Below are 12,804 nucleotides of genomic sequence, written 5' to 3' on the forward strand. Positions count from 1 at the left end.
CCGCGCGCTGATCGAGCGCTTTCTGGAGATGATGCAGGCCGAAGCGGGCGCGGCGGCGAACACGATCGCGGCCTATGGCACCGATCTGCGGCTCGCCTCCGAAATGCTGGAAGGCGCGCTGGGCGAAGCGGGCGCGGCCGAGATCCAGCGGCTGGCGGGCGAATGGCAGGCGCTGGCGCGATCGACGGTGGCGCGCAAGGCAGCGGCGCTGCGGCGCTTCTTCGCGTTCCTGGCGGACGAGGGATTGCGCGCCGACGATCCGAGCGCGGCGCTGCCGCGGCCGGGCACGGCACGCGCGCTTCCCAAAGTACTGAGCATCGAGAATATCGACGCGATGTTCGCCGTGATCGCGGCGCGGCAGGCGCGGGTGCCCGCCGATCCGCTAGACCTGCGGCTCGCGGCGCTGATCGAGCTGCTCTACGGCTCGGGGCTGCGTGCGACCGAACTGGTGTCGCTGCCGCGCAACGCCGTGGCGCCCGACCGGCCCTATCTGATCCTCAAGGGCAAGGGTGGGCGCGAGCGGCTGGTGCCGATATCGGACCGGGCACGGGCGGCCGTGGCGGCGTGGCGCGAGCATGTCGCGGTCGGGCGGCCCTGGCTGTTTCCTTCGGGCAAGGCGCACCTGTCCCGGATGCGGCTCTACCAGCTGGTCCGCGCGCTGGCGGCCGAGGCGGGGATCCCCCCGATCGCGTGAGCCCGCACGTCTTGCGGCATGCCTTCGCCACGCATCTGCTGGAAGGCGGAGCCGACCTGCGCGCGCTGCAGGCGATGCTGGGGCATGCCGACATCGCCACGACCGAGATCTACACGCATGTCGACAGCAAGCGCCTGGTCGATCTGGTCAACCAGCGGCATCCCCTGGGGGAGGCGCTGCGAAAATGACTGATCCTCCCCCGCCAGGGGGGGTGGCAGGCATAGCCTGAGGGAGGGGGAGGAAGTCCTGCGCTAGTGGGTCGCTTACCTCCCCCTGCGTCACCTTCGGCGCCACTTCCCCCTGGCGGGGGAGGATGCGCCGGGATCGTTGACGCAAAGCGCGGCGCGTCCTAACCGCCACCGATGGCAACCTTCCTCGACTTCGAGAAACCGATCGCCGAGCTGCAGAGCCGGATCGACGAACTGCGCCGTACCGCCGAGGGCGGATCGGTGGATATCCAGGCGGAGATCACGCCGCTCCAGGCCAAGGCCGAACGGCTGCTGCTGGACACCTATGCCAAGCTTACCCCGTGGCAGAAGACGCAGGTCGCGCGGCACCCCGAGCGGCCGCACTTCAAGCATTATGTCGCGGGCCTGATCGAGGATTTCATGCCGCTGGGCGGCGACCGTGCCTTTGCCGACGACAATGCGATCATCGGCGGGCTGGGGCGCTTTCGCGGCCGCCGGGTGATGGTGATCGGCCATGAAAAGGGCGACGACACCGCGAGCCGGCTCAAGCATAATTTCGGGATGGGCAAGCCCGAGGGCTATCGCAAGGCGATCCGGCTGATGCGGCTGGCCGACAAGTTCCGGATTCCGGTACTGACATTGGTTGACACCTCGGGCGCATTCCCGGGCGTGCAGGCCGAAGAGCGCGGCCAGGCCGAAGCGATCGCCCGCTCGACCGAGCAGTGCCTCAATCTCGGCGTGCCTTTGGTCGCGACGATCCTGGGCGAAGGCGGTTCGGGCGGCGCAGTGGCGCTCGCGGCGGGCAACCAGGTGCTGATGATGGAGCACGCAGTCTATTCGGTGATCTCCCCCGAAGGTTGCGCGTCGATCCTGTGGCGCACCGCCGACAAGGCGCCCGACGCCGCCGAGGCGATGAAGGTCACGGCGCAGCATCTCAAGGAGCTCAAGGTGATCGACGGGATCATTCCCGAGCCGCTGGGCGGCGCACATCGCGATGCCGCTGCGGCGGTGAAGGCGCTGGGCGATGCCGTGGAAGCGGCGCTCGACGGGCTCGACGGCCTGTCGCCCGAGGGGCTTCGTCAGGCCCGGCGCGCCAAGTTCCTCGCGATGGGCCGGATCTGAAACCTCACCGTTCCGGCGAGTAACGAAAAAGGGCGGCGGAACCTCGGTTCCGCCGCCCTTCTCGTAGCGTTAAGTCGAAGAGACTTAGGTCGCCTTCATGTTCGACGTGACGTTGCCGAAGGTCTTGTTGAGCTGGTTGCCCAGACCCTGCATCGCGGCAATCGCGGCGACGGCGATGAGAGCGGCAATCAGGCCGTACTCGATCGCGGTGGCGCCCTTGGAATTCTTAACGAAGTTGCGAATCTTCTGCATAACCGGTCTCCAACGTTCAAGAAGTACTTCATTCACCCGGCCGATCCGGTTACCCGGTACGGCAACAACAGTCCTACGGAAGGGAAGTAAATAAACGGCTAAATCGTAGTATTACTTAGCTATTAACCTTGATCAGCGTGCGGCTTGGACCTTGGTGCTGACATTGTTCCACATGTCCGCGGTCACACTTCCGAGCGCTACCAGTGCTGCCATGATGGCGAGCACGATCAACGCACAGATCAGGCCATATTCGATTGCGGTCGCCGCCTTCGAATCGCGAAGCAGGCGGTGGAACGACTTCATAAGGCCTCGCATGATGCCGGCTTCTCCCCCACAGGATTTGCCGGAGATACCCAAGGAGAGTTAACGAAGTGTCGAAAGCCCACTCCGGACTATTGCTGGTCGTCGCCGTCGCGCTGGTCGATGGCGAGGGCCGGGTGCTGGTCCAGCAGCGCCCGCCGGGCAAGCCGATGGCGGATTTGTGGGAGTTTCCCGGCGGAAAGGTCGAGCCGGGCGAAGTGCCCGAAGCGGCGCTGGTGCGCGAGCTTGGCGAGGAGCTGGGGATCGAGGTTGCGCCAGACGCGCTGGTCCCTGCGGCGTTCGCCAGCGAAGGGCTGGGCGGGCGGCACCTGCTGTTGCTGTTGTACGTCGCGCGCCAATGGGCCGGCGTGCCCGAACCGCGCCACGCCAGCGCTTTGCAATGGGTCAAGCCCGCCGAAATGCGCGCGCTGGCAATGCCGCCGGCGGACGTGCCGCTGGTCGATGCGCTGGAGCGGCTGCTCTAGTCCGGGCGCCTGGGCTTGAGCGCGTCGGCGAGCGAGGCAGTGGCGCTGCCGCGGCGGGCAGGCTTGGGCTGCGAGGGATCGGGTGCCCAGCCGGTGAGATAGACGATCTCGAAGCGTTCGGGGGTGCGGCCGTCAGGCTCGGCGCGATCGGCGAATGCGGCGGAGGCGCGGACCAGCGTATCGCGGGTGAGCGGCGCGGGGTCGGGCAGCAAATTGGTTGCCGCCATGCCGCGCAGGTCGCGCAGCAGATTGGGCAGGCCGGCATAGCGCACCACCAGCGTCTCGACATCGGCGACGGGCAGCGCGAAGCCGGCGCGGGCGAGGAGATCGCCGCCGGCGCGGACGTCGATCTGGGGATGGAAGCGCGCGACCGGGCGGTCGCTCTCGGCTTCGCGCATGCAGCCGCGCAGCGTGGCGAGCGTGCCCGCGCCCGCGAATGCGGCGAGGAACAGCCCGTCGGGACGCAGCACGCGGCGGGCGAGCGCAAGCGCGCCGGGCACGTCGTTGACCTGGTCGAGCACGCCCACCGACACCACCAGGTCGAACGATGCATCGGCGAAGGGCAGGCGGTCCTCGTCGCCCTGCACCCCGCCGGCTGCATGCGCGAAGCCGAAGCCGGCATCGAGATGCGCGACGCGCGCCCCGGGGATTTCGAGATCGCCGGTAAAGCTGCCCAGGTCGAGCACGTCGCGGAACTCGCGGTTCACGGCATCGAGCCGTTCGAGCAGCCCGTCGAGCATATGTTCGCGCAGGAACGCGAAGCCGGCATAGCCGGGCGCGGCGCGATCGCGGCGGCGGCGGCGCGTGGCGCGCGCAAAGATTTCGGAGGCGTTTTCGGAGTCGGGCACGCGCGGCTTGTGCAGCGTGGCTGCGCCCGCGACAAGGATGCGTATGGCTGCGCTCGCTTCCCTCGCCCGGCTGGCCGACTTCGCGCTGCCGCCGCGCTGCCCCGGCTGCGGCGAAGTGACCGCGGCCGACCACCGCTTCTGCGCGGCGTGCTGGGGACGGTTGCGCTTCCTCGGCCCGCCCTGGTGCGCGGGATGCCAGCTGCCGTTCGACTATGACCGCGGCGAGGGCGCGCTATGCGGCGAATGCCTTGCCAAGCCGCCGCCGCATGACGGCGTCCGCGCTGCGGTGGCCTATGGCGATGTCGCGCGCGAAGTGGCGCTCAAGCTCAAATATTCGGGACGGCTCGCCTGCGCGCAGACCATGGCGCACGCGATGACGCGGCTGATGCCCGACGATGCCGAGCTGCTGGTCCCGGTTCCTTTGCATCGCTGGCGGATCTGGTCGCGCGGGTTCAACCAGGCGGCGGTGATCGCGGGCGCGCTGTCGCGGGCGCAGGGCGTTGCGCTCGACGCCGAGCTGCTGCGGCGCGTGAAGGCGACGCCGGTGCTGCGCGGGCTGGGACCACGCGGCCGCGCCAAGGCCGTCGCGGGCGCGTTTGCGCTGACCGGGAACGCCAAGGCCAAGCTTGCCGGCAAGGCAGTGGTGCTGGTCGACGACGTCCACACCAGCGGCGCGACCGCGGCGGCCTGCGCGCGGGTGCTCAAGCGCGGCGGCGCGGCGAAAGTGATCCTTCTGTGCTGGGCGCGCGTTCTGGAAGGCGAAACGCTGGATTGACAAGCGCGGGCGAGACCCACAACCCGAGAGACGACATGGCCAAGATCGAAATCTACACCAAGGCATTCTGCCCCTATTGCACCCGCGCCAAGGCGCTGCTCGACTCCAAGGGAGCCGAGTATGAGGAGATCGACATCACGATGGGCGGCCCGCGCCGGCCCGAGATGATTCAGCGCGCCAATGGCCGCACCACCGTTCCGCAAGTCTTCATCGACGACAAGCATATCGGCGGATCAGACGATCTCGCGGCACTCGATCGCCAGGGCGGTCTGGACCCATTGCTCGCCGCATGAGGCCCGCGAGTTCCGTCGAGAGAGCCGCGCTGCTCCAAATGACCAGCGGGATCGACCCCGCCGCCAATGCGCGCACTCTGGTAGAGGGCATCGCAAAGGCCAGGGCCGGCGGGGCGGCGATGCTGTTCACTCCCGAAATGTCCGGCCTGCTGGACCGCGACCGCGATCGCGCGGCGGGATCGCTGGCGCATGAGGACCAGGATCGCGTGCTGGCGAGCGTGCGCGACGCCGCGGCGAAGCACGGCATCTGGGTGCATCTCGGAAGCCTCGGCGTGCTGCGCGAGGACGGCAAGCTCGCCAATCGCGGCTTCGTGATCGACGATTCGGGCACCATCCGGGCGCGCTACGACAAGATGCACTTGTTCGACGTCGACTTGCCGACCGGTGAGAGCTGGCGCGAATCGAACAGCTATGCCCCCGGCGAGCGCGCCGTGACGGTGCAGACTCCGCTGGGCGTGCTGGGGCTGGCGATCTGCTATGACCTGCGCTTTCCCGACCTGTTCCGCTCGCTGAGCGATGCAGGAGCGACGATCCTCGCAGTGCCCGCGGCATTCACCCGCCCGACCGGTGCGGCGCATTGGCATGTGCTGCTGCGCGCGCGGGCGATCGAGGCGGCGGCGTTCGTCATTGCGGCGGCGCAGACCGGCACCCACGAGGACGGGCGCGCAACCTATGGCCATTCGCTCGTCGTCGATCCCTGGGGCGAGACGCTGCTCGACATGGGCGATCCCGCCGGCGTAGATTTCGCCGAGATCGAACCCAAGCGGCTTGACGCGGCACGCAGCCGGGTGCCGGTGCTCCGCCATCGCCGCGCGATACCCGCCGTGGAAGCACTGTGATCGTCTTCGATCTCAAATGCGGCGGCGGGCATGTGTTCGAGGCGTGGTTCGGATCGAGCGCCGCGTGGGAAGCGCAGCGCGCGGCCGGGCTGGTGGCTTGCCCGATCTGCGGGAACGGCGATGTCGCCAAGGCAGTGATGGCGCCCAATCTGGCCGCCAAGGGCAACCAGCGCGCCAAGGCTCCAGCGCCCGCCGCTCCGGGCACCATGCCGCCGCCCGAAGTGATAAAAGCCGCGATGGAGATGCTGGCCTCGGCGCAGGCCAAGGCGCTCGAAACCTCGCAATGGGTGGGCACTGCGTTCACCGACAAGGCCCGCGCGATGCATCTCGGCGACGAACCCGTCGTCCAGATCCACGGCCAGGCCACGCGCGAGCAGGCGGAAGAACTCGCCGAAGAAGGCGTACCCGTCGCGCCCCTGCTCGTGCCGATCGTGCCGCCCGAGCAGTGCAATTGACCCTGTCCGCGGCGCTGAGTACCAGCGGCGGCGTGGCCCGGTAGCTCAGCAGGATAGAGCAAGCGATTCCTAATCGAGAGGTCGGAGGTTCGAATCCTCTCCGGGTCACCACAAGCGCGTTGGCGGAAAATGGCCATTTTCTGGCTTAGGTTAGACGATCTGATTATCAGCAGCGCGGCATGTCCGCTAACGCCCCCCTTGCGGACGTTCAAGCTAGAATGCATTACGCTCGAAAGCGGTCGTTACGGTGGAACAATTTGACTTTGTCAGATGTGGAAAGTAAATTTAAACAGGTCCTTGCTGCCACGTCGACCACTCTGAAGGCGGCTGGGTTCACCAAACGTGGAACGTCGTTTCGTCGGAAATATGACGACAATATCGCCATTATAGACTTCCAGAAGAGCACCGACAATTCCGCCCAAGCTCTCAAATTCACGATCAACCTTGGAGTGATTTCATCTAAGCTTTTGTCCAGATGGGATCCCGAAAAGCTGCCATCGAAGCAAACTGTTTGGGAAGCTCCACTTCGGGAACGAATTGGTACCTTGGCCTATGGCGAAGACCGGTGGTGGACTGTCACATCAAACGAGCCGGTGTCGGCTATCGAGAATGAGGTCACAAACCTTATCGAAACCTGCGCGGTGCCGTTCCTGGACCAGCACCAAAGTGACAACGCCCTGATCGCTATGTGGAAAAGAGGTAACTCACCCGGCCTCACCGAGGGACAGCGCGTTAGAAACCTATCGTTGCTAGAGGGCGCAAACTGACCACCTATCCCTAGTCCGCTCTCGTATGTTCCTGCCCTTAAAGCTGCCGGACCGCTTCCCACCCATTCTCGGACATTCGCGACCGACTAAGCGGCGTACGAAAGCGGACCGGCAGAAACGCCCCACTAGCGGACTTACCTGCGAGCCGGCTAGCTGGCGCGATGTATCGACTCGCTCGGAAACTACTCCCTTGGCTCTTGGTCGGGGCGCTGCTGACCGGTGCGGTCCTATTTTATTTGGATGTGACGCGAACTTCGCACGACAAAGCGATTAATGCGGATGTGCTTCAGCCCCTTCGAGAGCAGAAAGACCTCCCTTTCGGAACCGTCGTTCCGCGAGATAACCGATGGGAAGCCAACGCTTTTATCGCGGAATATCGTGACGGGAAAATAGCTGTTCTGATTTTAGACGACCATTATTGGGGCGGTGATCCAGCGTATCGTTCCGGCAATGGCGTGATTGGCGATGACATCAGCTACGGCCTCCTATGCTCGATTCCGGCCCAAGCGAGGGCAAGGCGCGTCGCCCTCGATCCCGCAGTCGATATTATGATCAAGTCGCACTGCAGTGACGTCCGTTAACCACCCATTCTCGGACATTCGCGACCGACTAAGCGGCGCGCGAAAGCTGACTGGCGGGAAACGCCCCAGTTGCGGCCAATCAGGTTGGCCAGCGCGAGACCCGGAAGCGGACGCGGGCGCCTATACACATTCTCTGCTCGTAACGGCTCGCCGGTTTTCCAAGCCGCGAATTTGCTCAAGTAAGTACATCCTCTCCCTGTCCAATGCGAAGGTGCGACGATCACTCTTTTGGCTAAACTCTTTAAACTGCGATCGAATAACGATTTCGCGCTTATCGATTAGGCGAAGGGCTAAGTGACAGTCATTAGCGTCCTGCGCTCGAATCAGAGTCCGAACGAACTCCCCTTCAGAACGCAGTTGCTGCGCCGTTTGTGCATGTGGTTTTTCTGGAATGAGCGTCAGGATAGTGGCGCACGCTAAAAGAACTGCTGGCTTCATGCCACACCTCCAATGCCGGCACTCCGACAGCTTTTACGCCGCCGCTGCGCCCCCGATCGGCCGTTGCTGGCATCCTTTCCGAATCTTCGCAATTCGACGATTTGAGCCGGCGATATTTCTGCGTGTAACGGGCAGCAATTCGCTGATCGGTACCCAGATCCCGTCGGGCAGCTTCCCACCCAATAGCGGACGTTCCCAATCTAAGAGGTTGCGGCAGGATGCCCGCCCGGTGCGGGTTGGACTAGAGGCGCGAGACGACGCAGGAATGCGTGCGAGGTTTCCGGCAGTAGCCGAGCTACGCGATTGTCGTAGATTTCGCGCGGGGGGTCTCCCCGGTCACCACCGCGCCGCCGCCTGCCGCCAATCCCGGCATGGCAACGTCCGCAAGGGCTGCTATAGGCGCGCCCCACGCCCGCCGCATTTGCTTGGCAGGCGACATGCTTCACTTGCCGAGGAACGACCGTGAGCGACCGCGCCGACATCTTCCAGACCGTCACTGCCCAGATCGAGCCCTTCAACAAGAAGGGCGTGGCGCTGGCCGAGACCACGACCTTCGCGGGCGACCTCGAATGGGATAGCCTGACCGTGATGGATTTCGTCGCGGCGATCGAGGACGAGTTCGACATCCTCATCACGATGAACATGCAGGCCGAGATCGAGACGATCGGCCAGCTCGTCGATGCGGTGCAGAAGCTGAAGGGCTGAGCTATTTCCCCGTTCGCCCTGAACCTGTCGAAGGGCGCCTTCCTTTGCGAGAGAAGGTCGGTGCTTCGACAGGGTCGGCACGAACGGACCTAGGGACACAATGAAATGACCGACGCCCCCCAGACCGCCGATGCGCTCCCCGAGCACCCGGAAGCCGTCACCCCCGAGCGCGACTTGATGTCCAAGTTCGACGGGCTCATCGCCGAGCGCCAGGCGCTGCTCGACAGCGGCGTCACCGATCCGTTCGCGATCGTGATGGAACAGGTGAAGTCGCCGACCGAGGCGGTGATCGCGGGCAAGGACACGATCCTGCTCGGCACCTACAACTATATGGGCATGACCTTCGATCCGGACGTGATCCAGGCCGGCAAGGACGCGCTCGACCAGTTCGGCTCGGGCACCAACGGCAGCCGCATGCTCAACGGCACGTTCCGCGACCATATGGAAGTCGAGCAGGCGCTGCGCGATTTCTACGGCGTGTCGGGCGCGATCGTCTTCTCGACCGGCTATATGGCCAATCTCGGCATGATCAGCACGCTGGCGGGGAAGGGCGACTACGTCATCCTCGACGCCGACAGCCATGCCTCGATCTATGACGGCTGCAAGCAGGGCTATGCCGACATCGTCCGCTTCCGCCACAACGACATCGAGGACCTCGACAAGCGGCTGGGCCGGCTTCCCAGGGAAGCGGGCAAGCTGGTCGTGCTGGAGGGCGTATATTCGATGCTCGGCGACATCGCGCCGCTCAAGGAGATGGTCGCAGTCGCCAAGAAGCACGGCGCGATGGTGCTGAGCGACGAGGCGCATTCGATGGGCTTTTTCGGCCCCAATGGCCGCGGCGTCTATGAGGCGCAGGGTTGCGAAGGTGATGTCGATTTCATCGTCGGCACCTTCTCCAAGTCGGTCGGCACCGTCGGCGGCTTCTGCGTTTCGAACCATCCCAAGTTCGAAGCGATCCGGCTGGCGTGCCGTCCCTATATCTTCACCGCCTCGCTGCCGCCTTCGGTGGTCGCCACCGCGGCGGCGTCGATCCGCAAGCTCCAGTTTGCGCACAACAAGCGCGCGCATCTGTGGGAAAATGCCCGGACGCTGCACGGCGGGCTCAAGGAGATGGGCTTCCGTCTCGGCACCGAGAATCCCGACAGCGCGATCATCGCCGTGATCCTGGAGGACCAGACCCAGGCCGTGGCGATGTGGCAGGCGCTGCTGGACGGCGGACTCTACGTCAACATGGCCCGTCCGCCGGCGACGCCAGCGGGAACGTACCTGCTGCGCTGCTCGCTTTGCGCAGAGCATACGGCCGCGCAGATCGCCCAAATCCTCGAAATGTTCCGGGCTGCGGGCCGAGCTGTGGGCGTGATCGGCTGAACTGAAAGGAACGGCTTCCTTCCGACGCTCCGACGCCCTAAATTCAATATATGAGTGAGGGGCAGGGTATCGTCTTGGAGCGGGTTCGTCGGGTGACGAACTGGCGCCTCCTGCTGCTCGGCATGCTGGCGCTGCTCGGACTGGGCGTGCTCACTGCGATCATCGTGCTCCAGGCGCGCACCGATCAGGCGCGTGACCGCGCCGTCGCGCTGCAGCAGCACACGTTCGAAGTCGTGATCCGCGCCAACCAGCTGTCGAACGCCGTCTCCGCTGCCGAGGCCGCGCTGGGGCGCTATGTCGTCAGCGCCGACAAGACGCTGGGCCAGCAATATTCATCGCAATGGGGCCGCGCCACCGAGCAGCTCAGCCGGCTCCAGCAGCTCACGCGCGACAGTCCGCGCCAGCAGGCGCAGATCGCGCAGCTGCAGCGCGCATTCGAGGCGCGGGGCAAGGAGCTGGCCGAGACGGCGCTGTATTCGACCTACAAGCGCCATAACGACGCATGGGGCAGCTATTATCGCGTGCGGCAGAGCGCTGCGCGGCAGAATGTCGAGACGCTGCTGACGCGCATCGTCGATGCCGAGCGCGTGCTCCTGCGCGACCGGACGCGTTCGGCAGGCGAGCTGATCGACAATTCGAGCTTCGCGTCGCGGATCCTGACGGTGTTCGGCGTGATGATCGTGGTCGGCGCAGTGCTGCTCGGCTGGCTGGCGATCGCAGCGGAGGGCGAGCGCGCCGCCGCCGATGCCGAGGCCACCGCGCAGCGCGAGCGTGCGGCCGAGCTCCAGCTCGCGGTCGATGCCGCGACTGCGGACCTGCGCGCCGAGGCGCATGAGCGCGCCCAGGCCGAAGCGCAGCTGCGCCAGGTCCAGAAGATGGAAGCGGTGGGTCAGCTGACCGGCGGCATCGCGCATGATTTCAACAATATGCTGGCGGTCGTTCTCGGCGGTCTCGAACTCGCCAAGCGGCATCTGCACACTCGCGGCCCCGATGCGCAGCAGCATATCGAGAATGCGATGGAGGGCGCCAATCGCGCCGCCGCGCTGACCAGGCGGCTGCTCGCCTTCTCGCGCTCCGAGCCGCTGCTTCCCGAAGCGGTGGAAGCGGGCGGGCTGATCGGCGGAATGTCCGACCTGCTCGACCGGACGCTTGGCGACACGATCGAAGTGCGCACGCAGGATGCCGACCAGAAATGGACGGTGTGGGTGGATCGCCATCAGCTCGAGAATGCGCTGCTCAACCTCGCGGTCAATGCGCGCGACGCGATGGAAGGGCGGGGGACGCTCACCATTGCTACCGGCGGCGCCACGCTGGCCGAGAACGAAGTCGGCGAATGTCCGGCAGGCGATTATGTCACGATCAGCGTGACCGACACCGGCTGCGGCATGTCGCAGGACGTCGCCGATCGCGTGTTCGAGCCGTTCTTCACTACCAAGCCGGTGGGCAAGGGCACCGGGCTGGGGCTCAGCCAGATCTTCGGCTTCGTCCGCCAGTCGGGCGGCGAGATCGCAATCGATACCGCGCCGGGCGCGGGCACCACGGTAAAGGTCTATCTGCCGCGCCATATCGGCGAACCCGGGAGCGCGGCGGCCGAAGCGCCGGCTCTGGTTGCCGCGGCTGCCGAGGTCGCGCCGCCAGCCCGCGCGTTCGACATCCTCGTCGTCGAGGACGATCCGCGCGTGCTGGGGGCTACCGTGGGGGCGCTGGAGGAATTGGGGCATCGGGTGACGTCGTGCCCCGATCCGCTCGCCGCGCCGGCAAAGGTTTCCACCATGCCGACACTCGACTTGGTCATTTCCGATGTGCTGATGCCCGGGCAGACCGGTCCCGAGATGATCGCCGGACTGGGCGAGCGGCTCGACGGGGTGGCAGTGCTGTTCGTCACCGGCTTTGCAGGAGAGGCCGATGCCGAGCTGTTCGGGGGGCGCGCCGTGCTGCGCAAGCCCTTCACCATGGCGTCGCTGGCTCGCGCAGTGGACGAAGCAGTGGAATATGAGGCCCGCCGCACCGCCCAGCAGGCCGCCTAGCCGGTCTTCGCTACCGAATGGCGCAGTTGCGCGACGGCAATCTCGCGGGCGCGGTCGCGCGGCAAGTCGATCGCCCGCGCCATCGGGCCACCCAGCAACGCGTCGCCCAGCGCCATCAGGGTGAGCTGCAGCGTCTCCTCGCGCAGGAGCTGGGGATCGACTTCCGCATCAACGCTGATCTCATCGACCAGCCGGTGGATCGCCTCGAGGATCGGATCCAGCGCATCCTCATTGCCGTTGAGGATCATCCAGCTTGCCAGCGCCCCGGCACCGCCCTTGCCGAAGGCGTCGAACGTCAGGTCGACCACTTCGCGCGGATCATGGTCCTCATGGGTACGGGTGCGCAGCACCGCGGCGCCGATCTCGGCAGTGACGGTGTCGGCGATGCTGGCGACGAGCGCCTTTTGCAGCCCCGCGGCCGAGCCGAAATGATGGAGGAGATTGGCGTGCGTACGGCCGATGCGCGCGGCGACGGCCTTGAGCGTGACGGCCTGGGGCCCGGTTTCGAGCAGCAGCGCGCGGGCAGCCTCAAGCGCGGCGTCGCGCGATTCTTCGGGAGACAGGCGCTTGCGGCCAGTGGCTGACATCGACGGAAGGTTACTCTTGCCTGGGGAGTGCCCGGCTTAGGGGAGGACGCGCCGCTACGGAAGTGGCGAATGCGTAACGG

General features: G+C 65.9%; 14 protein-coding genes, 1 tRNA gene and 1 pseudogene. 12 read left to right on the forward strand and 4 right to left on the reverse strand.

Going from position 1 to position 12,804, the window contains the following annotated elements:
* The first annotated feature begins 28 nt into the window (after positions 1-28).
* Positions 29-882: pseudogene (locus BXU08_RS00900) on the forward strand (tyrosine-type recombinase/integrase).
* A gap of 174 nt (positions 883-1,056) precedes the next feature.
* On the forward strand, positions 1,057-2,004 hold the full coding sequence (locus BXU08_RS00905; protein ID WP_077507754.1) for an acetyl-CoA carboxylase carboxyltransferase subunit alpha: 948 nt from the start codon (positions 1,057-1,059) through the stop codon (positions 2,002-2,004).
* A gap of 84 nt (positions 2,005-2,088) precedes the next feature.
* Here the strand turns inward: BXU08_RS00905 and BXU08_RS00910 are convergent, their stop codons facing one another.
* Together BXU08_RS00910 and BXU08_RS00915 are read right to left on the reverse strand one after the other, a co-directional pair.
* The gene (locus BXU08_RS00910) at positions 2,089-2,256 is read right to left on the reverse strand and encodes a Flp family type IVb pilin (RefSeq protein ID WP_077507757.1); all 168 of its coding nucleotides are present in this window, start codon (positions 2,254-2,256) and stop codon (positions 2,089-2,091) included.
* Between the two features lie 132 nt (positions 2,257-2,388).
* Positions 2,389-2,571 carry a Flp family type IVb pilin gene (locus tag BXU08_RS00915; RefSeq protein ID WP_077507760.1) on the reverse strand — a complete coding sequence of 61 codons (183 nt, stop codon included), beginning with the start codon at positions 2,569-2,571 and terminating at the stop codon, positions 2,389-2,391.
* Positions 2,572-2,627: 56 nt separating this feature from the next.
* Between BXU08_RS00915 and BXU08_RS00920 the strand changes: the two genes are divergently transcribed.
* Positions 2,628-3,041 carry a (deoxy)nucleoside triphosphate pyrophosphohydrolase gene (locus BXU08_RS00920; protein WP_150125367.1) on the forward strand — a complete coding sequence of 138 codons (414 nt, stop codon included), beginning with the start codon at positions 2,628-2,630 and terminating at the stop codon, positions 3,039-3,041.
* Here the strand turns inward: BXU08_RS00920 and BXU08_RS00925 are convergent.
* Positions 3,038-3,889, reverse strand: coding sequence for a class I SAM-dependent methyltransferase (locus BXU08_RS00925; RefSeq protein WP_253190463.1), 852 nt, complete (start codon positions 3,887-3,889; stop codon positions 3,038-3,040). The genes BXU08_RS00920 and BXU08_RS00925 overlap by 4 nt on opposite strands.
* 43 nt (positions 3,890-3,932) lie before the next feature.
* Here BXU08_RS00925 and BXU08_RS00930 point away from each other — a divergent pair, with 43 nt between their 5' ends.
* The 9 genes from BXU08_RS00930 (at position 3,933) to BXU08_RS00975 (ending at position 12,137) form a co-directional block, all read left to right on the forward strand.
* A complete protein-coding gene (locus BXU08_RS00930) occupies positions 3,933-4,664 on the forward strand; it encodes a ComF family protein (RefSeq protein WP_077507768.1) in 732 nt (243 codons plus the stop codon).
* A gap of 35 nt (positions 4,665-4,699) precedes the next feature.
* Positions 4,700-4,957: a glutaredoxin 3 gene (grxC, locus tag BXU08_RS00935; protein WP_077507771.1), complete on the forward strand. Its 258-nt coding sequence runs from the start codon at positions 4,700-4,702 to the stop codon at positions 4,955-4,957.
* The gene (locus tag BXU08_RS00940; RefSeq protein WP_077507773.1) at positions 4,954-5,796 is read left to right on the forward strand and encodes a carbon-nitrogen hydrolase family protein; all 843 of its coding nucleotides are present in this window, start codon (positions 4,954-4,956) and stop codon (positions 5,794-5,796) included. The genes grxC and BXU08_RS00940 overlap by 4 nt, the downstream gene beginning before the upstream one ends.
* Positions 5,793-6,251 (forward strand): DUF1178 family protein, encoded by a 459-nt coding sequence (locus BXU08_RS00945; RefSeq protein ID WP_077507776.1) that lies wholly within the window; start codon positions 5,793-5,795, stop codon positions 6,249-6,251. The genes BXU08_RS00940 and BXU08_RS00945 overlap by 4 nt, the downstream gene beginning before the upstream one ends.
* A gap of 34 nt (positions 6,252-6,285) precedes the next feature.
* Positions 6,286-6,362 (forward strand) — tRNA-Arg (locus BXU08_RS00950).
* 68 nt (positions 6,363-6,430) lie between these two features.
* On the forward strand, positions 6,431-7,018 hold the full coding sequence (locus BXU08_RS00955) for a DUF4304 domain-containing protein (RefSeq protein WP_077507779.1): 588 nt from the start codon (positions 6,431-6,433) through the stop codon (positions 7,016-7,018).
* A 1,481-nt stretch (positions 7,019-8,499) separates the two neighbouring features.
* The gene (locus BXU08_RS00965) at positions 8,500-8,742 is read left to right on the forward strand and encodes an acyl carrier protein (RefSeq protein ID WP_077507783.1); all 243 of its coding nucleotides are present in this window, start codon (positions 8,500-8,502) and stop codon (positions 8,740-8,742) included.
* Positions 8,743-8,847: 105 nt separating this feature from the next.
* Positions 8,848-10,110, forward strand: a complete 1,263-nt coding sequence (locus tag BXU08_RS00970) for an aminotransferase class I/II-fold pyridoxal phosphate-dependent enzyme (protein ID WP_077507785.1) — start codon at positions 8,848-8,850, stop codon at positions 10,108-10,110.
* 50 nt (positions 10,111-10,160) lie between these two features.
* Positions 10,161-12,137 carry an ATP-binding protein gene (locus BXU08_RS00975; protein WP_077507788.1) on the forward strand — a complete coding sequence of 659 codons (1,977 nt, stop codon included), beginning with the start codon at positions 10,161-10,163 and terminating at the stop codon, positions 12,135-12,137.
* Here the strand turns inward: BXU08_RS00975 and BXU08_RS00980 are convergent.
* Entirely contained in the window at positions 12,134-12,724 is a 591-nt protein-coding gene (locus tag BXU08_RS00980; protein WP_077507791.1) for a TetR/AcrR family transcriptional regulator, read from the reverse strand. The genes BXU08_RS00975 and BXU08_RS00980 overlap by 4 nt on opposite strands.
* Positions 12,725-12,804: the final 80 nt, after the last annotated feature.

The organism is Sphingomonas sp. LM7 (assembly GCF_002002925.1).
Classification (GTDB): domain Bacteria; phylum Pseudomonadota; class Alphaproteobacteria; order Sphingomonadales; family Sphingomonadaceae; genus Sphingomonas.